Below are 25,060 nucleotides of genomic sequence, written 5' to 3'. Positions count from 1 at the left end.
GATCTTTGTAAGGTTATTTGCCTGCGCTGATCAATGGTAGGGTGATGGTGACACGTAAACCGCCGAGTGGGCTACGGCTAGCAACAATCGAACCGCTGTGCTGACGAATCGCACTGTCGGTGATGGTTAATCCTAAGCCAGTACCACCTGAATGGCGATCTCGTGCTGTAGATACACGGTAAAACGGGCGGAAAATTGCTTCCAATTCTTCGTCAGGTACGCCTTCCCCATTGTCGTCAACCACGATGCTGAGGGTATCGAATGAATCCTGAATGTCGATTCTTACTTCATCTTTGCCGTAGTAAATCGCGTTGCGGATGATATTTTCTACCGCGCTCATCAACAATTTAGGATTACCAGAGATACTGCGATCCGGTAAGGTTGAATAGCTAAGGGTTTTACCCATTTGCTCGGCTTCAAACTGCGCGTCTTTGATGATCTCTTCCCATAAGCTGACAATTGGCTGAGTCTCGCGCGTCATGTGACTGTTTACCTGCATGCGCGACAGTTCAAGCAGCTCGGCAATCATCTGCTCTAAGCGCTGCGCTTCGGTATCAATACGAGTTAGCTCTGGGCTTTCACCTTGTTTACGAGTCGCCAACGCACTTGCCATACGCAGGCGAGTGAGTGGGGAACGCAGCTCGTGTGAGATGTCTGAGAGTAAACGCTGCTGACCAGAAATCATTTGATTCACAGCCTCGACCATTTGGTTGAAGCTCGTACCTGCTTGGCGAAACTCGGTGGTGCCTTTCTCTAGATTCGGATCGATGACAAACTCACCTTTAGCAACGCGTTGTGCTGCGGTTTCCAATCGTCGAGCTGGTTGGCTCAATGCCCATGCTAACCATAATAATAGCGGTGTACTCACCAACATAACGGCGAGCAGCAACTGCAATGGGTGGTCAAACAGGCGTAACATGATTGGTGGCGGCTCGTTCCACTTAAAGCCGACGTACATCAGTAGCTCTGAATTAGCGACATTGATTGGCACTGGACCTGCAATCATGTAACGACCGTAGAGTTTTTGTTTCGGCTGTGACTGATCTTCAATACTGGTGACAAAATTTTGCAGTGCACGCAGCTTAAAGTCTTTGTGGCTCGAGGTGCTTAAGACATTCCCTTCGTGATCGGAAAAGAAGATCCTTGGACGTGGGTCATGCTTGCTGCGTCGTTGTCCTTCAAGGCTAAATAAGATTTTGCCGAGGTTATCTTGGTTGCGATACTTCTTCTCAATACCGTCACGTATTTCAAGCATACGTTGATAATGCTCTTTTGGAATGTCGCGCGCTTTCCGTGGATCAAGATGAGGTAGTGACAGCACAGCCATCAGAACCAAAAACATGGTGAACCAGAAGATGGCAAAGATGCGTCCATACAAGCTGTTTATCTTCGGTAGTTTGAAGCGTGGTGCTCGCATTAATCCTCCTCAATCAACATGTAGCCGCGCCCTCGTAGGGTTTTAATGCGTGGCTTACCGTTACTCTGATCTGGCAGTTTCTTCCGTAGGTTGGACACGTGCATATCGATCGCGCGGTCAAAGGCTGCAAGGCGCTTACCAAGCACGTCAAGACTCAGGGTTTCTTTAGTGAGGACTTGCCCCGGATTTTGTACAAAGTGAGTCAACAAGGCGAACTCTGTGGTCGTTAAATCCAGCAGAACCTCTTCACAATAGGCTTCCTGTTTGCCTGGATAGAGTTTGATTTCTTGATACTCAATGCAGTCACCGTTTTTAGTGCTCTTTTGAGTGCTACTTGTGCGGCGTAAAATTGCTCGGATACGTGCCAGTAGTTCGCGGTCGCTGAATGGTTTTGGCAGGTAATCATCCGCACCCAGTTCAAGACCGATCACGCGATCGATTTCTTCGCCTTTAGCTGTCAGCATTAGAACAGGCGTTTCCCAGTTTTCACGCAGGCGCTTTAAGGTTTCCATTCCATTGAGTTTTGGCATCATGACATCGAGCAAAATAAGGTCGATTTCGTCAGTGACTGCCGCGAGACCAGCTTCTCCATCGTTGGCTTCGTTGACGTTAAAACCTTCGAAGCTCAGCACTTCCTTAAGTAGGCTGGTTAGCTCGGTATCGTCATCAATCAAAAGAATGTTCGCCATATGAGTACCTATTTATCATTCGTAGTTGTTTTAATATTACATGGTAATGACGGTGAAGAATGAGTGTAAAAATCACTCTTTACGATTCTTTACGGTCTCTATACGTCGCTTTACCTAGTAGGTCGTATTCTACACTCAAGCGCTGTGAGAACAGCTCAGAAGAATCACTAACCTGTGTAAGGAATCGTATTATGAAAACTGCAAAGAAACTGGTACTAGCGGCTGTTGTTCTACCTCTAACTCTAGGTACAGCGAGTGCATTCGCATTTGGCGGTAAAGACCACAAAGGTCATCGCGGTGAGTGTGGTATGGGTATGGACCGCGGTATCATGCGTCAACTAGACCTAACTGATGCACAAAAAGACCAACTAAAAGAAATGCGTGAAGCGAACAAAGCGGAAATGAAAGCAAAATTCGCGGATGGTAAAGAAGCACGTATGGCTGAGCGTCAAGCGCACCACGAAAAGGTTCAAGCACTGCTATTGGCTGATAACTTCGATGCAGCAGCGGCAAACGACCTAGCAAAAGAGATGGTTGAGAAGCAAACTGAGCGTCGCGTTAAGATGATGGAGAAAAAGCACCAAATGCTGAGTGTTCTGACTCCTGAGCAAAAAACAAAATTTGTTGAGCTACAAAAAGAGCGTCAACAAAAGTGTGGCGAAAAAATGCAAAAACGCATGGAAAAGCACCACAACAGCTAATCGCTGAAAGATAACGTAAGAGAGGTAGCCAGAGTGCTGCCTCTTTTTGATCTTGGCGATTTCATACTCATTAAATCATTCTCAAGGTATACTCAAAGCACGGTTTGAGTTAACTATTTGATTATGAAACAGCAATACGCACGTTTAGTGACGATGGCAGCTTGGACGGCAACCATCGTTGCGACGCTTCTTTTGATTGTCAAAGTCATCACTTGGTGGGTGACGGGGTCAGTCAGCTTACTTGCCTCTTTAATTGACTCCATGCTGGATATTGCCGCTTCGGTGGTGAACCTCATTGTGGTGCGCTATTCCCTACAACCTGCCGACAGAGAACATACTTTTGGTCACGGTAAAGCCGAGTCGTTGGCGGCGCTGGCACAAGCGATGTTTATTTCTGGTTCAGCGGTGTTCTTGATCCTGAACGGTGTCGAGCGCTTCTTCCGCCCACATGAATTAAACGCTCCAGAGCTCGGTGTTTACGTTTCTCTATTTGCTATGGTGGTCACTTTTGGACTTGTGATGTTCCAAAAGCATGTCGTGCGTGTGACGGGCAGTCAGGCGATCGCCGCCGACTCACTGCATTACCAAACAGACCTGTATATGAATGGTGCCATTATGGTGGCATTAGGTTTGAGTTACTTTGGTGTCACGCAAGCCGATGCAGTGTTTGCGGTGGGTATTGGTATCTTTATTTTATACAGCGCATTCAAGATGGTCAGCGAAGCGATTCAGACCTTGTTGGATAGAAAGCTGCCAGATGAAGAGTTGGAACAGATTCGTCAAGAGTGCTTAAAAGTGGAAGGGGTATTGGGTGTGCATCAGTTACGTACACGGATGTCTGGTCCAACGCGCTTTATCCAACTGCACTTAGAATTGGATGATAACTTACGTTTGATCGAGGCCCATCACATTGCCGATAAAGTAGAAGATAATCTACTTGAGCTGTTCCCGGAAGCGGATGTGCTGATCCATCAAGATCCATTGTCAGTGGTGTTTGGTCCAGAAAGAGACCAGAAGGCGCAAGATTGGTAACGGTCGAAAAATCGGGCTGTGCCTGACGACAAATAGGCGCTTATTGACTATCTTTCCATCACTACTTATTAAGAATCGTGATCCTGATGTGAATCAACGAAGTTGCAAAGAGAAACTGTAATACTCTTACATAAGTAGAAAAGTTACATAAAAAAGTGTGTTTTCATTGGTATTCCTGTAGAGGAAATGTAACATAACGCACAGTTCTGGATTATGCAGGTTGCTTGGTAACAAGGGGCCTAAAAGAAAATTAAATAATTGATTGCCAAAGATCGAGGGTGAGCATGATTAAGAAGATCGGTGTTTTAACAAGTGGCGGTGACGCACCTGGTATGAACGCTGCAGTACGCGGCGTAGTTCGTACAGCACTATCTGAGGGATTGGAAGTTTACGGTGTTTACGATGGCTACCTAGGTCTTTACGAAGACCGCATCGAAAGGTTAGATCGTTCTAGCGTTTCTGATGTGATCAACAAGGGTGGTACATTCCTAGGTTCTGCACGTTTCCCTGAATTCAAGGAAGTGGCAGTACGCGAACAAGCGATTGAGAACCTTAAAAAGCACGGTATCGATGCACTAGTTGTTATCGGTGGTGACGGTTCTTACATGGGTGCTAAGAAACTGACTGAGATGGGTTACCCATGTATCGGTCTACCAGGCACAATCGATAACGATATCGCAGGTACAGATTACACAATCGGTTACCTAACAGCGCTAAACACAGTTATCGACGCAATCGACCGTCTACGCGACACGTCTTCTTCTCACCAGCGTATTTCTATCGTAGAAATCATGGGTCGTCACTGTGGTGACCTAACTCTGATGTCTGCAATCGCAGGTGGCTGTGAGTACATCATTACTCCAGAAACTGGTCTAGATAAAGAGAAGCTGATTGGTAACATCCAAGACGGTATCTCTAAAGGTAAGAAGCACGCAATCATCGCGCTAACTGAGCTGATGATGGACGCAAACGAACTAGCGAAAGAGATCGAAGCGGCAACAGGTCGTGAGACTCGTGCAACGGTTCTTGGTCACATCCAACGTGGTGGTCGTCCAACTGCATTTGACCGCGTTCTAGCGTCTCGCATGGGTAACTATGCTGTTCACCTACTAATGGAAGGCCACGGCGGTCGTTGTGTTGGTATCGTGAAAGAGCAACTGGTTCACCACGACATCATCGATGCTATCGAGAACATGAAGCGTCCTGTACGCAACGACCTATACCAAGTTGCTGAAGAGCTATTCTAAGCCTGCTTGATAAAGTCAAAACCTAAAAAAACCGCGGTTATCCGCGGTTTTTTATTATCCGAAACTTGTCTAAGCTGAAGTCCGTCTGAGATTGAAACTGGCTTTATGCGGAACTAAGAGCTCGCGTGCTCTGCTAATGTGATACGACGCTCGCGCAGGGCAAAGAGATACCCTAGCAAACCACCTAGTGTGTTACCCAGAGCAATACCAATGAACAAACCTTCGATGCTATAAAGCTGACTGCCAATCCATGCCGCTGGCAGCGTAAAGACGAACAAGCGCATAAAGCTCCATTGAAAGGCGCGCAGCGGTTTGTGCATCGCGTTATAGCCACTCACCAGCATCATCACAATACCTTGGAAACCATAGCTAAACGGCACGACTAAGAGGTAATGCCACAGCAAGTCTTTTACTGCCGCTTCTTGAGAGAAGAGTGCTGCGAGAGGAATGCTAAGGGGTACCATCATCAAAAAGATAAAGCCTTGGAACACCACCGCAAAGCGCATGCTCAGGAACCAGCCAGCGAATGCACGAGCAGGGTTATTGGCCCCAAAGTTTTGCGCCATAAACGGGGTGAGTGCAGAAGTCAATGACATCAACACCAAAATCAAGATCGACTCAATTCGCTGCGCAGCGCCATAAGCGGCAACCGCTGCGGTGCCATGGTGAGACAAAATCATCATCAGAATCGCACCAGATAGCGGCGTCATCGCATTCGAGAGAGCAGCGGGCGTACCGATCTTGAGCGTTTGTTGCCAATCTTGTTTGATGCACTGCCATTGTGGGGCCGCAAGCAGCTTTTCGCGTTTGATCAATACATAGAAAGAACCGCACAAAGCACCAAACCAACTGAATGCACTAGCAATCGCAGCGCCTTGAATGCCGAGCTCAGGAAAAGGACCGTAGCCAAAGATGAGTAATGGATCGAGTATGCCGTTAATCAATCCAGCGAGCATCATTATCTTCGCCGGAGTCTTGGTATCACCAGTCGCCCGAATAGCGCTATTGCCTGCCATTGGGATCACCAGCAGGGGAATTGTCAGATACCAGACTTGCATGTACTGCTTGATCAGTGGAATGGAATCTTCTTTTGCGCCAAGGAAGCTGAATAATGGCTCGATGGTAAACAAACCTAGCGTTGAAGCAATCGTAACTAGAGCAACTGCCAGTAATAAACCATGGCTAGTAAAACGTGCTGCTTGAGAAGACTCTCCTTGACCCAACAGGCGACCGATATTGGTCGACAGACCCATACCAATGCCCATAGTGATGCAGTTCACCGCAAAGGTTACTGGGAAGGTATAACTGATTGCCGCGAGCGCTTCGGTACCCAATAGCGAGATGAAAAAGGTATCGACCAAGTTAAACATCAAAATCGCGATCATGCCCATGGTCATGGGGACGGTCATTTTGCGTAAGGTGTCAGGAATGGGCGCGGTCAACAAACCATGCTTGTCTTGAGTCTGATTGTCCGGCTTATTCTTTTCCAGCATTTTTGACATCTATCTGGTGAGGGAAGGGCAAGGATACAAGAAAGCCGTTGCCTCGGCGAGTGAGCATTTCGCGCGCAAACCGTTGCTTAGCTGCCGGTTATTTTAACTAAGTCACAAAAAATTCACGTCTACCCCTTGGGATCCTTAGCTTTGCCCCTTATATAGTGATCACGTGCCCCTGCGCGGGCAATTATCAAATAAACATGGAAATTTTCAGGAGAGACGACCGATGAACATTCGTCCATTACATGACCGAGTTATCGTTGAACGTAAAGAAGTTGAATCAAAGTCAGCTGGTGGCATCGTTTTAACTGGTTCTGCTGCGGAAAAATCGACTCGCGGTGTTGTTCTAGCTGTGGGTAAAGGCCGCATCCTAGAGAACGGCACAGTGCTACCGCTGGACGTTAAAGTTGGTGATACTGTTATCTTCGCTGAAGGTTACGGTACTAAAACTGAAAAAATCGACGGTAAAGAAGTGCTAGTAATGTCTGAAAACGACATCATGGCTATTGTCGACTAATAGCAATCGTTGAGTAATTTTTTGCTCTGATTCAAAAACGAAATCGAAAACAGAATTTAGAAAGGAAATCAAAGATGGCTGCTAAAGACGTTAAATTTGGTAATGACGCACGAGTTAAAATGCTAGAAGGCGTAAACGTTCTAGCTGACGCAGTAAAAGTAACACTGGGTCCTAAAGGTCGTAACGTAGTTCTAGACAAATCTTTTGGTGCACCAACGATCACTAAAGATGGTGTATCAGTAGCGCGTGAAATTGAACTGGAAGATAAATTCCAGAACATGGGCGCACAAATGGTTAAAGAAGTTGCGTCTAAAGCAAACGACGCAGCGGGTGACGGTACAACAACAGCAACCGTACTAGCGCAAGCAATCGTAAATGAAGGTCTAAAAGCAGTAGCAGCGGGTATGAACCCAATGGACCTTAAGCGCGGTATCGACAAAGCAGTTATCGCAGCAGTTGAGCAACTAAAAGAGCTATCTGTTGAGTGTAACGACACCAAAGCAATCGCACAGGTTGGTACTATCTCTGCGAACTCTGACTCAAGCGTAGGTAACATCATTGCTGAAGCAATGGAAAAAGTTGGTCGCGACGGTGTTATCACTGTTGAAGAAGGTCAAGCACTACAAGATGAGCTAGATGTAGTTGAAGGTATGCAGTTCGACCGCGGTTACCTATCTCCTTACTTCATCAACAACCAAGAAGCAGGTTCTGTTGATCTAGAAAACCCATTCATCCTTCTGATCGATAAGAAAGTATCGAACATCCGTGAACTTCTTCCAGCACTAGAAGCAGTAGCAAAAGCATCTCGCCCACTACTTATCATCGCTGAAGACGTAGAAGGTGAAGCACTAGCAACACTTGTTGTGAACAACATGCGTGGCATCGTGAAAGTAGCAGCAGTGAAAGCGCCTGGTTTCGGTGACCGTCGTAAAGCAATGCTACAAGACATCGCTATCCTAACTGGCGGTATCGTGATTTCTGAAGAAGTTGGTCTAGAGCTAGAAAAAGTAGCACTAGAAGACCTAGGTCAGGCGAAGCGCGTTGCAATCACAAAAGAAAACACAACCATCATCGATGGCGTGGGTGAAGAAGCAATGATCCAAGGTCGTGTTGCTCAAATCCGTCAGCAAATCGAAGATGCAACTTCAGACTACGACAAAGAGAAACTACAAGAGCGCGTTGCTAAGCTAGCAGGCGGTGTTGCAGTAATCAAAGTTGGTGCAGCAACTGAAGTTGAGATGAAAGAGAAGAAAGACCGCGTAGAAGATGCACTGCATGCAACTCGCGCAGCGGTTGAAGAAGGCGTTGTTGCTGGTGGTGGTGTAGCACTAATCCGTGCAGCATCTAAGATTGTTGACCTAGAAGGCGACAACGAAGAGCAAAACGTTGGTATCCGCGTTGCACTACGTGCAATGGAAGCGCCAATCCGTCAAATCACGAAGAACGCAGGTGATGAAGAGTCAGTAGTAGCGAACAACGTGAAAGCAGGTGAAGGTTCTTACGGCTACAACGCAGCAACAGGCGAGTACGGCGACATGCTAGAGATGGGTATCCTAGATCCAACTAAAGTAACGCGTTCTGCTCTACAATTTGCAGCATCAGTTGCAGGTCTAATGATCACAACTGAAGCGATGGTTACTGACCTACCACAAAAAGAAGGCGCAGGTATGCCTGACATGGGTGGTATGGGCGGTATGGGTGGTATGGGCGGCATGATGTAATTTGCTGCTTGTCTTGTCGCTCTAACGCCTTATAGCTGCATCGAAAGTGCTCATTTACGTGCGTAAACTCCGTGCTTTCTCTTTGCTCTAAGACGTTATAGCTTAAAGACAACCGACCAAACCAAACTAGGAAGCCGAGGTGAATGCCTCGGCTTTTTTATGTTTGTGAATTGAGGCTGTTTGTGGGTGAGATTGAGTTGTAGGGAAATTCTGATTCTTCTTCGTTAGACATAGCAGAGCAAGGTGTTATTGGGTTGAGCTGAGTGCTGAGAACATTGACGGAAACACTCGAAATTGAGTGGTTACTAATCATCAGAGTTTAGGAAAAAAGCGGATAAATAATGTGTGTGAATTATTGGGTTAAATATTCACTCAGTTAAATATGACTTAGCGCTAACATTCATCAACTAAAAATAGCGCAAACTCTGAACACTACACTATGTTGTAAAAGACAAATCCCCATGGAGATGAAAATGAAAAAGCTAATGACGTCACTGGCTGTTGCAGCCGTTATCGCTTCACCTGTTGCTCTTGCTGACAGCTCACCAGTTATGTTCTCTACAATCGACAACACGAACGCGCCTTCTAACTCCTCAGTTGGTGGTGTGCGTCTTGCTGTTCTTCACGGTCAGGTGAACGAAGTGAAAGGTGTCGATTTCTCTCTACTTGGTATGTCTGAAACAGATCGTACAACCGGTGTGAACTTCGGTCTTTTCTTTGGTGCATCAAAAGTAAATCAAGAAATGACAGGCGCTTCTCTGGGTCTATTTAACTGGAACCAAGGTCAGACGAACGGTGTTAACTTGGGTGCAGTGAACGTAACAAACAATGTGAAAGGTTTGAACTGGAGTGCGGTGAACTACTCTGAAGGTTACACAATGGCAGACATTGGTCTGGCAAGTATCTCTAAAAAATCTAACTTCCAGCTTGGTGTCTTCAACATGACTGACCAAATCGATGGTGTTCAAATTGGTCTTCTAAACTGTGCGGACAACGGTTTCTTCAAGTGTTTCCCTATCGTGAACTTTGCGAAATAAGTTCCGCGACCTTCCACGATAAATGCCAGATACAAAAAGACCCCGGCGAGACGTCAGGGTCTTTTTATTGAATGGATTATTTGATCAAACGTGTAGATGTTTTTCGCTGCTGCATTTTCTGGTGCACACCGCGGCGCAAAGCTTTGACGCGGTTTTCTGCCCGGTCTACACCGAGCAAAACGGTCAATGCCAACACGGTAATAATGATCGACTGCGATAAGTAACCTAAGCCAATCATCAAGCCCAAGCCTGCCAATACCCAAATTACTGCTGCTGAAGTCACACCGTGGATTTTGCCGTCTTGAGTCATCATCACACCTGCACCTAAAAAGCCAACACCAGTAATGATCTGCCCAAGAACACGAGCTTGGTCTAATGTGTTCGGTGAGAGCGAAACCGCCATTGACATAAATAGGTAAGTACCTGATATGACGAGAATTGCAGTACGAATACCAACGGGCTTACCTCGAGTTTGACGCTCAATGCCAATCATCAAACCATTGATTGCGCAGCAAAGTAATGCCGCCCAACTGAATGGGCCAAGATCGAAATAGTGTTCAAAAGTTGCTTGCATCTTAACCTCCAAATTTGCGGAGTATGCATAGATAAGACCGCCTGAGCGAACAAAAGCTTTTACTCGTAACGACAATCTTTATACGGCAAGCAACTTACTCTAGATGCAGATCCAGTGGTGTTTTACTTGGTCGACCACCAATTTCACGGGTCAATTTAGGCACTAAATATCCAGACACTCGCGTGATTACGCCACGCATGAGCTCTTTCGCTTCTTCATCGGAAACAAAGTAGTGTGCTGCGCCTTGGACTTTATCTAAAACGTGCAAGTAGTAAGGCAAAATGCCAGCATCAAATAACGCTTCGTTCAGTGCAACTTGTGCTTCAACGCTGTTGTTAACGTCTTTCAGCAGTACCCCCTGGTTTAGCAAGGTAACGCCAGCCTGCTTCAACTTCGCCATTTGAGCGGCAAACTCAGCGTTGATTTCGTTGGCGTGGTTGATATGAGTCACCAAGATGATTTGCAGACGAGAAGCGCGAAGTAGGTGACATAGCTCATCAGTAATACGAGCAGGAATCACGACAGGCAAACGGCTGTGAATACGCAGGCGTTTGATATGTGGAATTTGTGCGATGTGCTCCAATAGCCAGTGGATCTCATCGTCTTTTGCCATCAAAGGATCGCCACCAGAGAAGATCACTTCGTTTAGCTCAGGTTGTTGTGCCATGTACTCAAGGCACTTAGTCCATGCTTGCTTGCCGCTTTTGTTTTCTTGATAAGGGAAGTGGCGGCGGAAGCAGTAACGGCAATTCACCGCGCAGCCGCCTTTCACAATCATCAAGGCGCGGTTGCGATACTTGTGCAGCAATCCCGGAATGTCATTGTCTTGCTCTTCTAGCGGATCATTGGAATACCCTTCATGGACCTCAAATTCTTCGCTCAAAGGTAATACTTGGCGTAAAAGTGGATCGTAAGGATTGCCTTTTTCCATCCTATCGACAAAACTTTGCGGTACACGCTGTGCAAACAGCTTGCGCGCAGCAAACCCGTCCAGCCATGGCGATGGATCAATTTCCAACATTTCCAGCAATTTTGCAGGATCAGAGATCCCATTCGCTAACTGTTTGAGCCAGTTTTGCTCAACAGATTCGACTTTTCGGGTTATTATGTGCGGCATTGAATTTAGCTCTAAGAATGTAAGAGGAAAAAATGGCTACAGTTAGCACCAATGAATTTAAAGGCGGCCTTAAGTTAATGCTTGATAACGAGCCTTGTGTAATTCTGGAAAACGAATACGTTAAACCAGGTAAAGGCCAAGCGTTCAACCGCGTTAAAATTCGTAAACTTCTTTCTGGTAAAGTGCTAGAGAAAACATTCAAGTCTGGTGACACTTGTGAAGTGGCAGACGTAATGGATATCGACCTAGATTATCTATATTCAGACGGCGAATTCTACCACTTTATGAACAACGAAACTTTCGAGCAGATCGCTGCAGACGCGAAAGCAGTTGGCGACAACGCTAAGTGGTTGGTAGAAAACAACACTTGTATGATCACGCTTTGGAACGGTAACCCAATTACTGTTACTCCACCAAACTTCGTTGAGCTAGAAGTTACAGATACAGATCCAGGTCTGAAAGGTGATACTCAAGGTACAGGTGGTAAACCAGCTACGCTATCAACTGGCGCTGTTGTACGTGTTCCACTATTCATCGCAATCGGTGAAGTGATCAAAGTTGACACTCGTACTGCTGAATACGTAGGTCGTGTGAAGTAATTCACTCAAACGTATTTGATGAAAAAGGTCGCTTCGGCGGCCTTTTTTATTGTCTGCAATTCCCCTCCCTTTAATGCTTCTGTGCAAAACATCGATATCCTCCGCAAATTTTTAATGATTTTGTATTATTCGTAAAAATCTTATTTATTTCATGAATCTTTCGATTATTTCTTAATGTCACAATTTGATACATTAGTCCTCGTTGTCAGCGAGTTGTATAGCAATTTGATTTTTATCGATTTAACTCAATGACAACCTAAAAAGGAGAACAAAATGGAAAGCAGAGGCTTAGGAAGAGGTTTAAAAGTGGAAGAGAGACGTCAGTTACTACATAAAGGATTGAAAGCAGCCGTATTTGGTATCCCGCTGCTGGCCATAGGCTTAACAATTAACAGCTCAGTGCTAATGACCGATGCGGGTTACAGCTATGTGCATCAGAACAACATCACCGGTGAATTGGATGTATTCACGGAGCCGGGCATTCATTTTCGTATGCCGTTCCTGTCTAAGATCACCAAGTATGACCAAGTGATCACCGTGTCATTTGGTAACAGCAAGGGCGAGGATTTTTATCAACGCCTTGATGCGGTGCAGGTTCGCTTTGCCGATACCTACATTGGTCAGATTCCGGTGACATTCCGCTTTAAGCTCAGCAATGATCCTGAAGCGGTTAAGAAGATGCACAAAGAGTTCCGCAACAACAGCAACCTTATCGATGCCCTGTTGGTGAAGAACGCACGTAACGTGACAGTGATTACCGCGACCCAGTACACGGGGGAAGAGTTCTTCCAAGGTGGTTTGAACCAGTTCAAATCCAAACTGGGTGATCAACTGCGTGAAGGCATTTATCTGACTGAGCGTCGTCAGGTAGAAGTGGAAGAGCTAGACCTTGCTCCAGTAGGTGCTAACCAATCGAATGCGAACCAACTGCAACGCACTAACCAATTGGTGTGGAAGACGGTTCCGGTTGTGGATGGAACAGGGCAACCAATCCGACAGGATAACCCGCTACAGCAATACGGTATTCAAGTGACGCAGGTGACCATCGGTGACCCGCAGCCAGAGAAACAGCTTGATCAGTTGTTGGCAGATAAAAAGCGTCTAGTTGCCGACCGTATTCGTGCGATTCAGGAGCAAGAGACCTCCAAAGCACAAGCAGAGACTGAGCAGTTACGTAAAGAGATTCAACGTACTCGTGAAGTACAAGATGCTCAGCGTAGCAAAGAGCTCGCGATCATCGCACAGCAAAAAGAAGTCGAAGTTGCGCGTCAAATTGCGGAGCGTGAAATTGTTGAAGTAGAGAAAACTAAGCGACTGGCTGAGGTGGAAAAAGAGAAAGAGCTAGCAGTAGCGGAAGCTAACCTAGCGATTCAAAAAGCCAATGCTTTGTCTGCGGAATTTGAAGCAAAAGCGATTCTTGAAAAAGGTCGTGCAGAAGCGGAAGTCTTGAAAGCGAAGTATGCGGCATTGGGCGCAAACAGAGAAGTGTACTTGGCCGAGTTGAATCGAGACGTGGCGAACTCGCTGTACAACAACCTGCAAAACTTCCAAGTGCAGATGCCACAAAACTACATTGGTGGTGGTGAAGAAACAGGTCTGAAAACCAACCTCGATGTGATTACTGGCTTTGGCGCGTTGGGCTTAATGGACCAAACTAAGAAGGTCACACAGCAATAAGATCATAGATGGTCAAAAGCTCAAAAAGCAAAAAGATCATAGGTGACTAAAAGCTCTGATAACTGTACAAATCAGAGTAATTCAGAGGCTGATACGAGTTATCAGCCTCTCTTTTTTGTTGGTGAAATACGGCTGAATATTTGCACTTTATCTCAATATCACATTGATTTTATGAAGATAAAAAGGCGAGGGTGAAATTTGTGGCTATAGTGAATCAACACCCAACAAGCGCAAGGAAGCACTATGTCGAACCAAGAGCAACACCATCCACTCAATGATTTTGTGGAATACCCTCCGCAAGAAATGGCAGCAAGAGCTGTACATAATCTTGAGCAACTCCAGCGCCGTCATTCCATTCGAAGTTTCTCTGATCGCCCAGTTGCGAAAGAAGTGATTGAGCACTGTATTCGAGCGGCAGGTACGGCACCTAGTGGGGCAAACCATCAACCTTGGCATTTCGTTGCGATTAACAGTGCGGAAGTGAAAGGGCAGATCCGCCAAGCCGCTGAAGAATTAGAACGTTCTTTCTATGAAGGTCGAGCTGGGCAAGAATGGTTAGATGCACTGAAACCACTCGGCACGAATGCCAGTAAGCCGTATTTGGAAAAAGCGCCGTGGCTGATCGCTGTGTTTTCGCAAAAGAAAGGTGGCATGAGCAATGATGGGGAACAAACCAATTATTACGTACACGAGTCAGTAGGGATTGCCACAGGCTTTTTGCTTCAAGCATTGCATAACGCCGGTTTGGGTACCTTGACTCACACGCCAAAGCCGATGAGTTTCTTGAGTAAGATTTGTGGGCGAGACAACGATGTTGACCGTCCGTACATGTTGATTGTGACCGGTTATCCGGAAGAAAACGCAACCATTCCAGAACATGCGATGCACAAAAAGTCGCTGGATGAAATCGCGACCTTTATTGAATAGTGTCTGAAACGAATAGCGCTGACGATAAACACAAATAACAGGCAATAAAAAAGCTGGCGAGGTGCCAGCTTTTTCATTTTCCGTCAGCGTCTTAAATCATGAAGATAAAGACAACAGCCAGTGCAGAGATAAGACCTGCAAACGCGTAACATGCGATCTTACCTACCACACCCGTGTGGAATTTAAGGTCGTGCATGCCGTGGTGTACACGGTGCATTGCATGCCACATTGGCAGTGCTAGCGTACCGATGATGAACAGTGCACCAATGATGCTGGTTGCGAATTCAGATACGCGCTCGTAGCTCATTGCTTCCGCATCAATCACACCTAGTGGAACTAGGATGCCGAGTACGAGTACCGTGATTGGTGTGATCATTGCGAACCAAGTACCACCGGCACCAAATAGACCCCACCAGATTGGCTCATCAGAACGTTTCGGTGCTGTATTAACACTATAATTTGGTTTCATTACTCAAGCTCCTTACATCACGATGAGAACGATCAGTGAGATGAACGCAACTGCTGCCCACTGAGTCAGAACGATGATTTTCTTATCCACTTGTTTGCCTTTCAGACGAATTGGCATAACCTGTGGCATCATGCTGAAGAAAGTTTGTGCGTGGAATAGGCTACCTAGTAGTGCAACGATGTTGATCGCGACCACGATAGGGTTTGCCATGAACTCCAACCAACCTTGCCAAGCTTCAGGACCTTTCACTAGAGAACCTAGACCGAAAGTCAGGAAGATAGTGAACAGGATTAGAGGAAGCACAGTTGCTTCACGTAGCATGTAGAAGCGGTAGAAAGGATGGTTCTTCCACCAAGTGCGTTTTACTTCACGAACGTAAGGTTTACGGTTGCTCATCCTTATGCCTCCACTTTTTTCGGTGAACCATCAGGTTTCAACATAGCAATTACGAAGTCCATAGAAGACTCTACTTTGCCTTGGTTTACTGCCGCTGCAGGATCTACGCTCTTCGGACAAACTTCAGAACAGTAACCTACGAACGTACAACCCCAAGCGCCGTTTTCACCGTTGATCAGCTTCATGCGCTCATCTTTACCGTTGTCACGGCTGTCTAGGTTGTAACGGTGTGCCAGAGTTAGAGCAGCAGGACCGATGAACTCAGGGTTCAAACCAAACTGAGGACATGCTGCGTAGCACAGACCACAGTTGATACAGCCAGCAAACTGCTTGTATTTCGCCATTTGCTCAGGCGTTTGCAGGTTTGTGCCGTCTTCTGGTTTGCGGTCGTTACCAATGATGTAAGGTTTGATAGCTTCTAAGCGCTCGATGAACGGCGTCATGTCCACGATCAAGTCTTTCTCGATTGGGAAGTTTGCTAGTGGCTCGATAGTCACGCCATTCGGGTAATCACGTAGGAAGCTCTTACAAGCTAGCTTAGGCACGTTGTTTACCATGATGCCGCAAGAACCACAGATCGCCATTCGACAAGACCAGCGGTAAGACAGATCTTTGTCTAGGTGATCTTTGATGTAACCAAGCGCATCAAGCACAGACATGGTTTCATCAAAAGGTACTTCGAACGTTTGAGTATATGGTTCTGCGTCCTTCTCTGGGTCGTAACGCAGAATGTCGACTTTTTGAATGCGGTTTGATGACATTATGCTTGCTCCTCTGCCTTCTTCGCTTCTGCTTCAGCAGCTTTTTCAGCTGCTGCTGCTTTCTCTGCTGCTTCACCGTATAGACGCGCTTTAGGCTGTGACTTAGTAATCGTCACGTTGCTGTAGTCGATACTTGGTGCTGCATCTTCTTTGAAGAAAGCAAGCGAGTGTTTCAGGAAGTTCACGTCATCACGCTCTGTACAACCATCGTCTAGACGTTGGTGGGCACCACGAGATTCTTTACGCAGGATTGCAGAGTGAACCATCGCTTCTGCTACCTCTAGACCGTAGCCCACTTCAATAGCGTAAAGAAGGTCAGTGTTGAACACTTTGCCTTTGTCTTTGATGCTGATTTTCTTGTAACGCTCTTTCAGCTCAGTGATTTTCTCGATGGTTGCTTGCATCAAGTCTTCTTGGCGGTAGATACCACAACCTGCTTCCATGGTGTGACCCATTTCAGTACGGATATCTGCCCAGTTTTCATCACCTTCTTGGTTCATTAGAGCGGCAATGCGGTCTTCAACTGCTTTCACCTGAGTCGCGATAGACTCTTCGTTCCAGCCTTTGAATTCTGCAGCACGTTTCACCGCTTGTTCACCCGCAACGCGACCAAATACCACGAACTCAGCCAGCGAGTTAGAACCTAGACGGTTTGCACCGTGAAGACCAACAGACGCACATTCGCCAACCGCGAATAGACCTTTAATGCGAGTTTCACATTCGCCGTTAGTCTCAATACCACCCATGGTGTAGTGAACCGTTGGACGAATTGGAATTGGCTCTTTTGCAGGGTCAACGTTCACGTAAGCTTTCGCTAGCTCACAAATGAATGGTAGACGCTCTTGTAGATACTCTTCACCTAGGTGGCGAAGGTCTAGATGCACCACATCACCAAGAGGGTGTTTGATGGTGTTGCCTTTCTGTTGTTCGTGCCAGAAAGCTTGAGAAACTTTGTCACGAGGACCCAGTTCCATGTATTTGTTCTTAGGTTGACCCACTGGAGTCTCAGGACCCATACCGTAGTCTTGTAGGTAACGGTAACCGTCTTTGTTGACGATGATACCGCCTTCACCACGACAACCTTCAGTCATTAGGATACCTGTGCCAGGAAGACCTGTTGGGTGGTACTGAACGAATTCCATATCACGTAGAGGAACGCCGTGACGGTAAGCCATCGCCATGCCGTCGCCCGTTACGATACCACCGTTGGTGTTACAGTGGTAAACGCGACCTGCGCCACCCGTTGCTAGTACGACAGACTTCGCCTTAATCGTAACCAGTTCACCTTCAGACATGTGGATTGCAATCAGACCTTGTACTTCACCTTCATCAACAAGCAAGTCGACAACAAAGTACTCATCAAAGCGCTTGATGTTGTCGTACTTCATCGACGTCTGGAATAGCGTGTGAAGCATGTGGAAGCCAGTTTTATCTGCAGCGAACCAAGTACGTTCAACCTTCATACCACCAAAGCGGCGTACGTTGACTTCACCGTTCTCTTTACGACTCCATGGGCAACCCCATTGCTCCATTTGGATCATTTCGCGAGTCGCGTTCTCTACAAAGTATTCAACAACGTCCTGTTCACATAGCCAGTCACCACCGCCAACAGTGTCGTTGAAGTGGTTGTCTAAGCTATCTTCATCCTTGATAACTGCTGCTGAGCCACCTTCTGCAGCAACCGTGTGGGAGCGCATTGGGTAAACTTTAGAAATAAGTGCTACTTCTAAGTCCGGGTTTGCTTCAGCCGCTGCAATAGCAGTACGAAGACCAGCGCCGCCTGCGCCGATGACTGCGATATCTGTGGTGATAATTTGCACAGTTATCCTCCAGTGTGTGATTGCGGAAATCCGCTTGTTATTGTGAGTGTGAGGGAAGGGTTTTAAGGCAATCCCTCAAAAGTAGTAGGGTTAGTGTAGGGGAGCCTTATGGCAGAAAAATTGATGTATTTGGGTTTTTTCTCCGGTAATGCACACAAGAGCATAGAAATTCTAGGTTATGTGACTGCTATCACGGCACGAAACGGTTGAGGGATAAACGTAAACTCGGTCAATGTTACATAGGTGTTGCACGACATTACCCTCATTGATAATAGGATTAATTGTGAGTGTTTTTTGTACTGTGGAACGTGAAATGCTTGCTTCAGTTTTAATCGAGTTTTATTCGTATTTAGACGGATGAAATTAAGAGGAATCCCCTATCGATGAACTAGGCAAAGCGTGCCAAAATTGCTATTTTCCTCGCTCACCAATGTATTGAGACTCTTGTTATGCAAACGACCTGGCAACCTACCGCTTCTATGGAACAACTTCGTCAACGTGCTGCGTTGATCACCTCTATTCGTCAATTCTTTGCCGAGCGACAGGTGATGGAAGTTGACACGCCAGCCATGAGCCACGCCACGGTGACCGACATTCATTTGCATACCTTCCAAACAGAGTTTGTTGGACCGGGTTATGCCGACGGCAGCAAACTGTTCTTTATGACCAGCCCTGAATTCCATATGAAGCGCTTACTTGCTGCAGGCAGTGGTTGCATCTACCAAATCAACAAAGCGTTTCGTAATGAAGAGAATGGTCGTCACCACAATCCTGAATTCACTATGTTGGAGTGGTACCGGATTGGTTTTGATCACCATAAGTTGATGGATGAGATGAATGACCTACTTCAACTGGTGCTGAAGTGTGGTGCGGCAGAACGTATGACTTACCAGCAAGCTTTTATTGATGTGCTAGGCGTGTGCCCTTTAGAAGGCTCGATGCAAGAGCTAAAAGTGGTCGCGGCTAAGCTAGGGCTAAGTGATATTGCTGAGCCAGAGGAGGATCGCGATACCTTGCTGCAACTACTTTTCAGTATTGGTGTCGAAGCTAAGATTGGTCAACAAGCGCCTGCATTTGTGTATGACTTCCCTGCATCGCAAGCGGCGCTGGCAAAGATCAATCCGCAAGACAACCGAGTGGCGGATCGTTTCGAGGTGTACTTCAAAGGCATTGAGCTGGCGAACGGTTTCCACGAGCTGGATAACCCGAAAGAGCAATTGGCGCGTTTTGAACAAGATAATGCTAAGCGTCTGGAAATGGGTTTGAAACCACAGCCGATTGATTACCATTTGATTGGCGCATTAGAAGCAGGTTTGCCGGATTGCGCAGGTGTGGCGTTAGGCGTTGATCGCCTGATCATGTTGGCGCTGGGTTGTGACCATATCGACCAAGTGACCGCTTTTCCATTCCCTATTGCTTAAGGATAAATAATGAACCTGACTGCTGGACGTTTGGTGCTGCTTAGTTATGCGACTTTGATTGCGTACTTGTCTCTGAGCTCGGGAGAGTTGCAAGATTGGGGCAACATTGCATATTTGGATAAGATGCAGCATGCGATGGCGTACAGTGGTTTTGGCTTTTTGGGCTGCTTCTGTGTAGCAAGTTGGCGTCAGCGTTGGATTGTGGCACTGAGTATTCTTTTATTCAGCGCTGTGATTGAAGTTTTACAAGGTTATGTGGGGCGCCAAACCTCTTGGCTCGACTTGATTGCGAACTCGATTGGTATTCTAACTGGTCTGCTATGTTACCGTATTTGGAGCCTCTATCGACCTAGGTTGGTGAAGTCGCTATACTCGATTCGTTAATGAAGAGGGAATACGATAACCATGAAAACGCGCGACAAAATAGTCTATGCCGCACTGGAGTTGTTCAACCAACATGGTGAGCGCAATATCACAACCAATCACATTGCTGACCATATTGAAATTAGCCCAGGCAACCTTTACTACCACTTCCGTAATAAGCAGGAAATTGTGCGTGAGATCTTCGCGCTATACTCTGCGGAACTGCTAGAACGCTTTACCCCTATTCAAGGTTCTCAAGAGAGCCTGACCATGCTGAAAAGCTACCTCGACTCGATCTTCACTTTGATGTGGAAGTACCGTTTTTTCTACGCGAATCTTCCCGAAATCCTTTCTCGAGACGAACAACTGCATGATGAATACATTGATGTTCAAGAGAAGCTGCAAGCCAACCTGATCGCGATCATGCAAGAGTTTGTGTCTTTGAAACTATTGAATGTTGATCAAGAGCAGTTGAAATCATTGGTTTGTACACTGCACCTTATCGCGTGTAGTTGGTTAGCTTACCAGTCAGCGATGTCACCAAAGACCGAAATTACCGAGCAAATGGTAAAACAAGGTATGCTGCAAATGCTCAATGTCGTTAAACCAGTGGCAACCGAGCAAGGTATGGAGCAATTGCTACTGCTTGAAGAAGCGGTGAGCCGACTGCACAGTTAATACTATTTTCCCTCCTTATTAAATCTAGAAAATGAGAGTATGGTTCTACGCTTAAAGTTTAGAGCGCAGCTCTCATTTTCAACTCCCTCCTTGAGTTGACTTGCTGTGCTCATTTCGCACAATAGGATTCATGCACCCTAAAAGCATCCGTTGGGGTATGACTCTCGATAAAGGAACTATCGTTCAATGAATTACGACATTTTTAATGGCGATGCCGACGGCATCATCGCATTGCTGCAATTGCGTTTAGCGGATCCTATCAACGCTGAGTTGGTGACGGGCGTAAAGCGCGACATCAAGCTGGTGGAGAAAGTGGATGTGCAAGCGGGTGATGAACTGACGGTGTTGGACATTTCAATGGAAAAGAACATGGTAGGTTTAGAGCAAGCTTTAGCTCAAGGCGCGCATGTTTTCTACGCCGATCACCACAAAGCGGGTGAGATCCCTCAGCATGGTAATTTGGACGCGCACATCGACCTCGATGCTAATATGTGTACTGCTTTGATTGTCGATAAGTTGTTGGAAGGACGTTTCCATACTTGGGCAATCACTGCTGCTTATGGCGATAACTTGATTGCTAAGGCGGATGTGTTGGCGGATAAAGCCGGACTCAATGAAACGCAAAAAGCGCAGTTAAAAGAGCTCGGGACGTTGATTAATTACAACGGTTATGGCTCGAAAGTAGACGACCTTCATTTCCATCCTGCGGACTTGTATCAAGCATTAAAGCAATACGCTTCACCATTCGATGCGATAGCAGATAAAGCGTCACCTTACTATCAATTACAATCGGCTTATCAGCAAGATATGGACGCAGCACTCGCCGTCCCTGCGACTCACGAAAGCACTAAGCTCAAGCTGTTTGAACTGCCAGACAATGCGGCATCACGCCGAATCAGTGGTGTTTATGGCAACTGGCTTGCAAACCAAACTCCAGACTCTGCGCATGCGGTGTTAACGGAAAACGCTGACGGCACTTACACTGTTTCTCTTCGTGCGCCACTGAATAACAAGCAAGGTGCGGTGGCAGTGTGTGGGCAGTTCCCAACAGGTGGGGGGCGAGAAGCCGCAGCAGGCATTAATGCATTAAGCAAAGACGATGTCAGTGCTTTCATCGACGCAGTAGAGACTTACTACGCCTAGCATTTTTCTGAATGCGAATACGACAAAGGAGCCGAGTGGCTCCTTTGTTTTTTGTGTCGCGATAGTGCAGTTTAAAACTGCGATGATAAACGGCAGTTATAAACGCTTTAACCAAGATTTCGGGTTTTGCGCTTCACTGTTACGGCGAATTTCGAAGTACAGTGAAGGTCTGTCTTGACCACCGGTATCACCTGCAAGTGCAATCACTTCACCTGCGGTCACCTTATCACCTTCTTTCTTGGTCAAAGCTTGGTTGTAACCGTAAAGCGTCATGTCGCCTTTCCCGTGATCAAGCAGCACGACTAAGCCGTAGCCTCGCAGGTATTCAGCAAATACCACGGTGCCTGGGTAAACGGCTTTGACTTGCTGACCGTATCTGGCAGACAACACCATGCCTTTCCAGTTTACCTGTCCTGTTTGTTTGGTACCGAAGCTGTGCAGTACGCGACCTTTCAACGGCCACGGTAGTTTTCCACGTTGTTTTGCAATACCGTCCATCGGTACTGCATTACGTTTTGCTGCTTTCGCTATCTCGGCCTTTAGACGGGTTTCGTTACGTTGCAGTTCTGCTAAGTAACGTTTGTCATCTTTGATGCTCTTTTGAATCTTGCTCAGCGTACCTTTACGTTTCGACTGCGTGCTTGCTAAAGACGAACGTTTTTCTGATTGCTGTTTGAGCAAGGTTTCAATTTGGTCTTTTTCCAGTTCGAGTTGGTTCTTGTTGTGCGCCAACTCTTGAGTGGTTTTGGTAATCGCATCAATGACTTCCGCGCGAGCTTTGGCAAGATGTTGAAAGTATTGGCTGATGCGATCTTCTTCTACGCCTTCGTTAAGGAGATGCCCATTGGCTTTCGCACGCTCCGTGACGTAGTAGGTTTGAATCAGTTGTTTGAGCTCTTCTTCTTGTGCTTGGCGTTGAGCTTCTTGCAGCGCAATCTTCTCTTCCAACTTACTGATGTTTTGATCCGCTTGTGCCAAGTCTGCTTTGGTTTGTTTGATCTCGCGTTCTAACTTGGAGATACCGAGTTCTTGGCTTTTCAGCGATTTTTGCAGATCGTTGAGCTGTTTTTCTTGAGAAGTTAGCGATTTTTTCTGGCGATTGATTTCGCTAGATACGCCTTTGAGCTCTTGTTGGCTTGCGGCGAAAGAGGTGAGGGGATATGTGGCAGATAAAGCACAAGTTAATAAAATAGCCGAGCGTAGCACTGGGTGATTTTGTTTTCGCACTTGAGAGTTACCTACCACATTATTGTCAAAGGATCAGATGACGATTAAATACCATCCCCATGGATAAAGCTTTGCGATTTACCGTTAAAGCCTTGATCCATATCGAGAGAAGGTTTGTCCGTTTTCGGACGACCAACAATTTTTGCAGGCACACCAGCCACGGTTGTGTGTGGCGGCACTGCTTGCAATACCACAGAGCAAGAGCCAATTTTTGCGCCTTCGCCCACTTCGATATTGCCAAGAATTTTAGCACCAGCTCCGATCATTACACCTTCACGAATTTTCGGGTGACGGTCACCGCATTCTTTACCGGTACCACCTAGAGTGACATCTTGCAGAATAGATACGTCGTTTTCGACAACGGCGGTTTCACCAATCACGATGCCAGTTGCATGGTCTAGCATGATACCACTACCAATACGCGCTGCAGGGTGAATATCGACCTGACATGCTACAGAAATCTGATTTTGCAGGTAAGTCGCAAGAGCGTGACGACCTTGCTTCCATAACCAGTTTGCCACTCGGTACCCTTGCAGAGCATGGTAGCCTTTCAGGTACAACAATGGCATTGAGTACATTGAAACAGCAGGGTCGCGATTAACCGTGGCACAAATGTCACAAGCCGCGCCGTCGGTGATGGTTGGATCGGCGGCAAAGGCTTCTTCAACCACTTCACGCACTGCCATTGCTGGCATGGAAGCGGTGTTCAATTTGTTGGCCAGAATGTAGCTCAATGCGGCACATAGACTTTCATGCTTGATGATGGTCGCATGATAAAAGCTCGCCAGCATAGGCTCTTGCTCTGACATCTCACGGGCTTCTGAAACAATTTTGTTCCAGACTTTTTGTTTTTCGCAGTGTTTCATTCTCAATATCCTGAGTGGTTCTTCCGTGACCCGACAACTTCTATTCTTCTCAGATGAGGTGCAAAAGGCGGTAGATTGCTACTTTCCTTCGGCTTTTTTGTCACGAGCAAGTAAATCTTGCGCTGCCAGGCGTGCATCCTTTCCTTGATACAATACTTGATAAATTTGGTCAACAATTGGCATCTCTACGCCCATGCGCTGAGAGAGCATCCAAACTTCTTTGGTGTTGCGGTAGCCTTCAACGACTTGACCGATTTCTTCTTGCGCAGTGTCGACGTCTTTACCTTGACCTAGTGCCAAACCAAAACGGCGGTTACGTGATTGGTTATCGGTACAAGTTAAGACGAGGTCGCCCAAGCCAGCCATACCCATAAAGGTTTCTGGTTGTGCGCCTAGTGCGGCACCAAGACGGCTCATTTCTGCCAAACCACGTGTAATCAGTGCTGTACGGGCATTGGCACCAAAACCGATACCATCAGACATACCTGCACCAATGGCAATAACGTTCTTCACCGCACCGCCCAATTGCATGCCGATAAAGTCGTTGTTTGCGTAGACACGGAAGGTTTTGCTGCAGTGGATTTTCTCTTGCAGATCAGCAACAAAGTTCGCATCTGGAGAAGCTACAGAAATTGCTGTTGGCATTCCCATCGCAAGCTCTTTAGCAAATGTAGGACCGGATAGAACTGCCAACGAGTAGCTGTCACCGATGATATCGAATGCTACTTCTTTTAGTAGACGACCCGTTTCTGGCTCAAGACCTTTGGTTGCCCAACAAATACGAGAATCTTCACGTAAGAAAGGCTTACAGCTGTTCAGTACGATGCCAAAAACGTGGCTAGGAACCACAACTAACAAGTCACGGCTTGCTTGAACGGCTTTTTCTAAATCCGATTCAATAATCAAGCTCTCTGGGAAATCAATACCAGGTAGGAATTCGTGGTTGGCACGGTCTGCTTCAAGGCGTGCCATATGCTCTGGCTCGTGACCCCATAGGATGACGTTTGCGCCGTTACGAGCAAGGGAGATTGCCAAAGAAGTGCCGTATGAGCCTGCACCAATCACAGTCATTGCGATGTCTTTACCGTAAGCATTGTTTGTATTTGCTTGTGTCATGCTACCGCCTAATTGCCTTTCTACTAGTAGAATCTAGTTCATAATCGCC

25 protein-coding genes are annotated in these 25,060 nt (G+C 46.6%); 13 read left to right on the top strand and 12 right to left on the bottom strand.

Annotation, left to right across the window (positions count from 1 at the left end; all coding sequences use genetic code 11):
• Nucleotides 1-13 precede the first annotated feature (13 nt).
• Together cpxA and OH459_RS19985 are read right to left on the bottom strand one after the other, a co-directional pair.
• Nucleotides 14-1,417: an envelope stress sensor histidine kinase CpxA gene (gene cpxA / locus OH459_RS19990; protein ID WP_029789519.1), complete on the bottom strand. Its 1,404-nt coding sequence runs from the start codon at nucleotides 1,415-1,417 to the stop codon at nucleotides 14-16.
• Nucleotides 1,417-2,106, bottom strand: a complete 690-nt coding sequence (locus OH459_RS19985) for a response regulator (protein ID WP_005448283.1) — start codon at nucleotides 2,104-2,106, stop codon at nucleotides 1,417-1,419. The genes cpxA and OH459_RS19985 overlap by 1 nt, the downstream gene beginning before the upstream one ends.
• Before the next feature lie 191 nt (nucleotides 2,107-2,297).
• Here OH459_RS19985 and OH459_RS19980 point away from each other — a divergent pair, with 191 nt between their 5' ends.
• From OH459_RS19980 to pfkA, 3 genes are all read left to right on the top strand, one after another.
• A complete protein-coding gene (locus OH459_RS19980) occupies nucleotides 2,298-2,807 on the top strand; it encodes a CpxP family protein (RefSeq protein ID WP_005448285.1) in 510 nt (169 codons plus the stop codon).
• A gap of 123 nt (nucleotides 2,808-2,930) precedes the next feature.
• Nucleotides 2,931-3,839 (top strand): CDF family cation-efflux transporter FieF, encoded by a 909-nt coding sequence (fieF, locus tag OH459_RS19975; RefSeq protein WP_005448287.1) that lies wholly within the window; start codon nucleotides 2,931-2,933, stop codon nucleotides 3,837-3,839.
• A gap of 284 nt (nucleotides 3,840-4,123) precedes the next feature.
• Nucleotides 4,124-5,086: a 6-phosphofructokinase gene (gene pfkA / locus OH459_RS19970; protein WP_005448288.1), complete on the top strand. Its 963-nt coding sequence runs from the start codon at nucleotides 4,124-4,126 to the stop codon at nucleotides 5,084-5,086.
• Between the two features lie 113 nt (nucleotides 5,087-5,199).
• On the opposite strand, the gene OH459_RS19965 is transcribed toward pfkA, so the two are convergent.
• Nucleotides 5,200-6,579: an MATE family efflux transporter gene (locus tag OH459_RS19965; RefSeq protein ID WP_005448289.1), complete on the bottom strand. Its 1,380-nt coding sequence runs from the start codon at nucleotides 6,577-6,579 to the stop codon at nucleotides 5,200-5,202.
• 229 nt (nucleotides 6,580-6,808) lie between these two features.
• Here OH459_RS19965 and OH459_RS19960 point away from each other — a divergent pair, with 229 nt between their 5' ends.
• From OH459_RS19960 to OH459_RS19950, 3 genes are all read left to right on the top strand, one after another.
• On the top strand, nucleotides 6,809-7,099 hold the full coding sequence (locus tag OH459_RS19960; RefSeq protein ID WP_005448290.1) for a co-chaperone GroES: 291 nt from the start codon (nucleotides 6,809-6,811) through the stop codon (nucleotides 7,097-7,099).
• Nucleotides 7,100-7,173: 74 nt separating this feature from the next.
• On the top strand, nucleotides 7,174-8,820 hold the full coding sequence (groL, locus tag OH459_RS19955; RefSeq protein ID WP_009698895.1) for a chaperonin GroEL: 1,647 nt from the start codon (nucleotides 7,174-7,176) through the stop codon (nucleotides 8,818-8,820).
• A gap of 473 nt (nucleotides 8,821-9,293) precedes the next feature.
• Entirely contained in the window at nucleotides 9,294-9,857 is a 564-nt protein-coding gene (locus OH459_RS19950; protein ID WP_005448292.1) for a VC2662 family protein, read from the top strand.
• Nucleotides 9,858-9,933: 76 nt separating this feature from the next.
• Here OH459_RS19950 and OH459_RS19945 read toward each other — a convergent pair whose 3' ends face one another.
• Nucleotides 9,934-10,431, bottom strand: coding sequence for an MgtC/SapB family protein (locus OH459_RS19945; protein ID WP_005425045.1), 498 nt, complete (start codon nucleotides 10,429-10,431; stop codon nucleotides 9,934-9,936).
• 94 nt (nucleotides 10,432-10,525) lie between these two features.
• Nucleotides 10,526-11,548, bottom strand: coding sequence for an EF-P beta-lysylation protein EpmB (gene epmB, locus OH459_RS19940; protein WP_009698894.1), 1,023 nt, complete (start codon nucleotides 11,546-11,548; stop codon nucleotides 10,526-10,528).
• Between the two features lie 32 nt (nucleotides 11,549-11,580).
• On the opposite strand from epmB, the gene efp reads away from it, so the two are divergent.
• From efp to OH459_RS19925, 3 genes are all read left to right on the top strand, one after another.
• Nucleotides 11,581-12,147: an elongation factor P gene (efp, locus tag OH459_RS19935; RefSeq protein ID WP_005425036.1), complete on the top strand. Its 567-nt coding sequence runs from the start codon at nucleotides 11,581-11,583 to the stop codon at nucleotides 12,145-12,147.
• A 273-nt stretch (nucleotides 12,148-12,420) separates the two neighbouring features.
• Complete coding sequence (locus tag OH459_RS19930; RefSeq protein ID WP_005425046.1) at nucleotides 12,421-13,824, top strand: SPFH domain-containing protein; 1,404 nt, start codon at nucleotides 12,421-12,423, stop codon at nucleotides 13,822-13,824.
• Nucleotides 13,825-14,067: 243 nt separating this feature from the next.
• A complete protein-coding gene (locus OH459_RS19925) occupies nucleotides 14,068-14,751 on the top strand; it encodes a nitroreductase family protein (RefSeq protein WP_187992649.1) in 684 nt (227 codons plus the stop codon).
• 91 nt (nucleotides 14,752-14,842) lie between these two features.
• On the opposite strand, the gene frdD is transcribed toward OH459_RS19925, so the two are convergent.
• Genes frdD through frdA form a run of 4 tightly spaced genes read right to left on the bottom strand, consistent with a single transcriptional unit; the run spans nucleotide 14,843 to nucleotide 18,197 of the window.
• Complete coding sequence (frdD, locus tag OH459_RS19920) at nucleotides 14,843-15,220, bottom strand: fumarate reductase subunit FrdD (protein ID WP_005425034.1); 378 nt, start codon at nucleotides 15,218-15,220, stop codon at nucleotides 14,843-14,845.
• Between the two features lie 12 nt (nucleotides 15,221-15,232).
• Entirely contained in the window at nucleotides 15,233-15,616 is a 384-nt protein-coding gene (gene frdC, locus OH459_RS19915) for a fumarate reductase subunit FrdC (RefSeq protein WP_269988306.1), read from the bottom strand.
• 2 nt (nucleotides 15,617-15,618) lie between these two features.
• Nucleotides 15,619-16,377 carry a succinate dehydrogenase/fumarate reductase iron-sulfur subunit gene (locus OH459_RS19910; RefSeq protein ID WP_005425032.1) on the bottom strand — a complete coding sequence of 253 codons (759 nt, stop codon included), beginning with the start codon at nucleotides 16,375-16,377 and terminating at the stop codon, nucleotides 15,619-15,621.
• Nucleotides 16,377-18,197 (bottom strand): fumarate reductase (quinol) flavoprotein subunit, encoded by a 1,821-nt coding sequence (frdA, locus tag OH459_RS19905; protein WP_005448312.1) that lies wholly within the window; start codon nucleotides 18,195-18,197, stop codon nucleotides 16,377-16,379. The genes OH459_RS19910 and frdA overlap by 1 nt, the downstream gene beginning before the upstream one ends.
• A 449-nt stretch (nucleotides 18,198-18,646) precedes the next feature.
• On the opposite strand from frdA, the gene epmA reads away from it, so the two are divergent.
• The 4 genes from epmA (at nucleotide 18,647) to OH459_RS19885 (ending at nucleotide 21,802) form a co-directional block, all read left to right on the top strand.
• Complete coding sequence (gene epmA / locus OH459_RS19900) at nucleotides 18,647-19,618, top strand: elongation factor P--(R)-beta-lysine ligase (protein ID WP_269988303.1); 972 nt, start codon at nucleotides 18,647-18,649, stop codon at nucleotides 19,616-19,618.
• Nucleotides 19,619-19,627: 9 nt separating this feature from the next.
• Nucleotides 19,628-20,002 (top strand): VanZ family protein, encoded by a 375-nt coding sequence (locus OH459_RS19895; RefSeq protein WP_005448316.1) that lies wholly within the window; start codon nucleotides 19,628-19,630, stop codon nucleotides 20,000-20,002.
• A gap of 21 nt (nucleotides 20,003-20,023) precedes the next feature.
• Nucleotides 20,024-20,659, top strand: a complete 636-nt coding sequence (locus tag OH459_RS19890) for a TetR/AcrR family transcriptional regulator (RefSeq protein ID WP_005448317.1) — start codon at nucleotides 20,024-20,026, stop codon at nucleotides 20,657-20,659.
• A gap of 186 nt (nucleotides 20,660-20,845) precedes the next feature.
• Nucleotides 20,846-21,802: an acetyltransferase gene (locus OH459_RS19885; RefSeq protein WP_074050885.1), complete on the top strand. Its 957-nt coding sequence runs from the start codon at nucleotides 20,846-20,848 to the stop codon at nucleotides 21,800-21,802.
• A 96-nt stretch (nucleotides 21,803-21,898) separates the two neighbouring features.
• Here OH459_RS19885 and OH459_RS19880 read toward each other — a convergent pair whose 3' ends face one another.
• From OH459_RS19880 to gpsA, 3 genes are all read right to left on the bottom strand, one after another.
• The gene (locus OH459_RS19880; RefSeq protein ID WP_005448319.1) at nucleotides 21,899-23,047 is read right to left on the bottom strand and encodes a murein hydrolase activator EnvC family protein; all 1,149 of its coding nucleotides are present in this window, start codon (nucleotides 23,045-23,047) and stop codon (nucleotides 21,899-21,901) included.
• Nucleotides 23,048-23,073: 26 nt separating this feature from the next.
• Nucleotides 23,074-23,895: a serine O-acetyltransferase gene (cysE, locus tag OH459_RS19875; RefSeq protein WP_005381475.1), complete on the bottom strand. Its 822-nt coding sequence runs from the start codon at nucleotides 23,893-23,895 to the stop codon at nucleotides 23,074-23,076.
• Between the two features lie 78 nt (nucleotides 23,896-23,973).
• Nucleotides 23,974-25,011 (bottom strand): NAD(P)H-dependent glycerol-3-phosphate dehydrogenase, encoded by a 1,038-nt coding sequence (gpsA, locus tag OH459_RS19870; RefSeq protein ID WP_005448320.1) that lies wholly within the window; start codon nucleotides 25,009-25,011, stop codon nucleotides 23,974-23,976.
• Nucleotides 25,012-25,060 lie beyond the last annotated feature (49 nt).

The sequence above is a fragment of the Vibrio sp. MM46 genome, assembly GCF_027587135.1.
Classification (GTDB): Bacteria; Pseudomonadota; Gammaproteobacteria; order Enterobacterales; family Vibrionaceae; genus Vibrio; species Vibrio harveyi.
Note: the sequence above shows the minus strand (reverse complement) of the source record. Positions and strands in the feature narration are given on the sequence as shown.

Bases quoted from the DNA above. Each gene is read 5' to 3' on its own strand.
- cysE (WP_005381475.1), bottom strand. From the start codon at position 23,895: ATGAAACACTGCGAAAAACAAAAAGTCTGGAACAAAATTGTTTCAGAA.
- pfkA (WP_005448288.1), top strand. From the start codon at position 4,124: ATGATTAAGAAGATCGGTGTTTTAACAAGTGGCGGTGACGCACCTGGT.
- OH459_RS19910 (WP_005425032.1), bottom strand. From the start codon at position 16,377: ATGTCATCAAACCGCATTCAAAAAGTCGACATTCTGCGTTACGACCCA.
- frdC (WP_269988306.1), bottom strand. From the start codon at position 15,616: ATGAGCAACCGTAAACCTTACGTTCGTGAAGTAAAACGCACTTGGTGG.
- efp (WP_005425036.1), top strand. From the start codon at position 11,581: ATGGCTACAGTTAGCACCAATGAATTTAAAGGCGGCCTTAAGTTAATG.
- OH459_RS19895 (WP_005448316.1), top strand. From the start codon at position 19,628: ATGAACCTGACTGCTGGACGTTTGGTGCTGCTTAGTTATGCGACTTTG.
- epmB (WP_009698894.1), bottom strand. From the start codon at position 11,548: ATGCCGCACATAATAACCCGAAAAGTCGAATCTGTTGAGCAAAACTGG.
- OH459_RS19885 (WP_074050885.1), top strand. From the start codon at position 20,846: ATGAATTACGACATTTTTAATGGCGATGCCGACGGCATCATCGCATTG.
- OH459_RS19890 (WP_005448317.1), top strand. From the start codon at position 20,024: ATGAAAACGCGCGACAAAATAGTCTATGCCGCACTGGAGTTGTTCAAC.
- OH459_RS19965 (WP_005448289.1), bottom strand. From the start codon at position 6,579: ATGCTGGAAAAGAATAAGCCGGACAATCAGACTCAAGACAAGCATGGT.
- OH459_RS19950 (WP_005448292.1), top strand. From the start codon at position 9,294: ATGAAAAAGCTAATGACGTCACTGGCTGTTGCAGCCGTTATCGCTTCA.
- OH459_RS19960 (WP_005448290.1), top strand. From the start codon at position 6,809: ATGAACATTCGTCCATTACATGACCGAGTTATCGTTGAACGTAAAGAA.
- OH459_RS19985 (WP_005448283.1), bottom strand. From the start codon at position 2,106: ATGGCGAACATTCTTTTGATTGATGACGATACCGAGCTAACCAGCCTA.
- OH459_RS19925 (WP_187992649.1), top strand. From the start codon at position 14,068: ATGTCGAACCAAGAGCAACACCATCCACTCAATGATTTTGTGGAATAC.
- groL (WP_009698895.1), top strand. From the start codon at position 7,174: ATGGCTGCTAAAGACGTTAAATTTGGTAATGACGCACGAGTTAAAATG.
- fieF (WP_005448287.1), top strand. From the start codon at position 2,931: ATGAAACAGCAATACGCACGTTTAGTGACGATGGCAGCTTGGACGGCA.
- epmA (WP_269988303.1), top strand. From the start codon at position 18,647: ATGCAAACGACCTGGCAACCTACCGCTTCTATGGAACAACTTCGTCAA.
- OH459_RS19945 (WP_005425045.1), bottom strand. From the start codon at position 10,431: ATGCAAGCAACTTTTGAACACTATTTCGATCTTGGCCCATTCAGTTGG.
- cpxA (WP_029789519.1), bottom strand. From the start codon at position 1,417: ATGCGAGCACCACGCTTCAAACTACCGAAGATAAACAGCTTGTATGGA.
- frdD (WP_005425034.1), bottom strand. From the start codon at position 15,220: ATGAAACCAAATTATAGTGTTAATACAGCACCGAAACGTTCTGATGAG.
- OH459_RS19930 (WP_005425046.1), top strand. From the start codon at position 12,421: ATGGAAAGCAGAGGCTTAGGAAGAGGTTTAAAAGTGGAAGAGAGACGT.
- gpsA (WP_005448320.1), bottom strand. From the start codon at position 25,011: ATGACACAAGCAAATACAAACAATGCTTACGGTAAAGACATCGCAATG.
- OH459_RS19980 (WP_005448285.1), top strand. From the start codon at position 2,298: ATGAAAACTGCAAAGAAACTGGTACTAGCGGCTGTTGTTCTACCTCTA.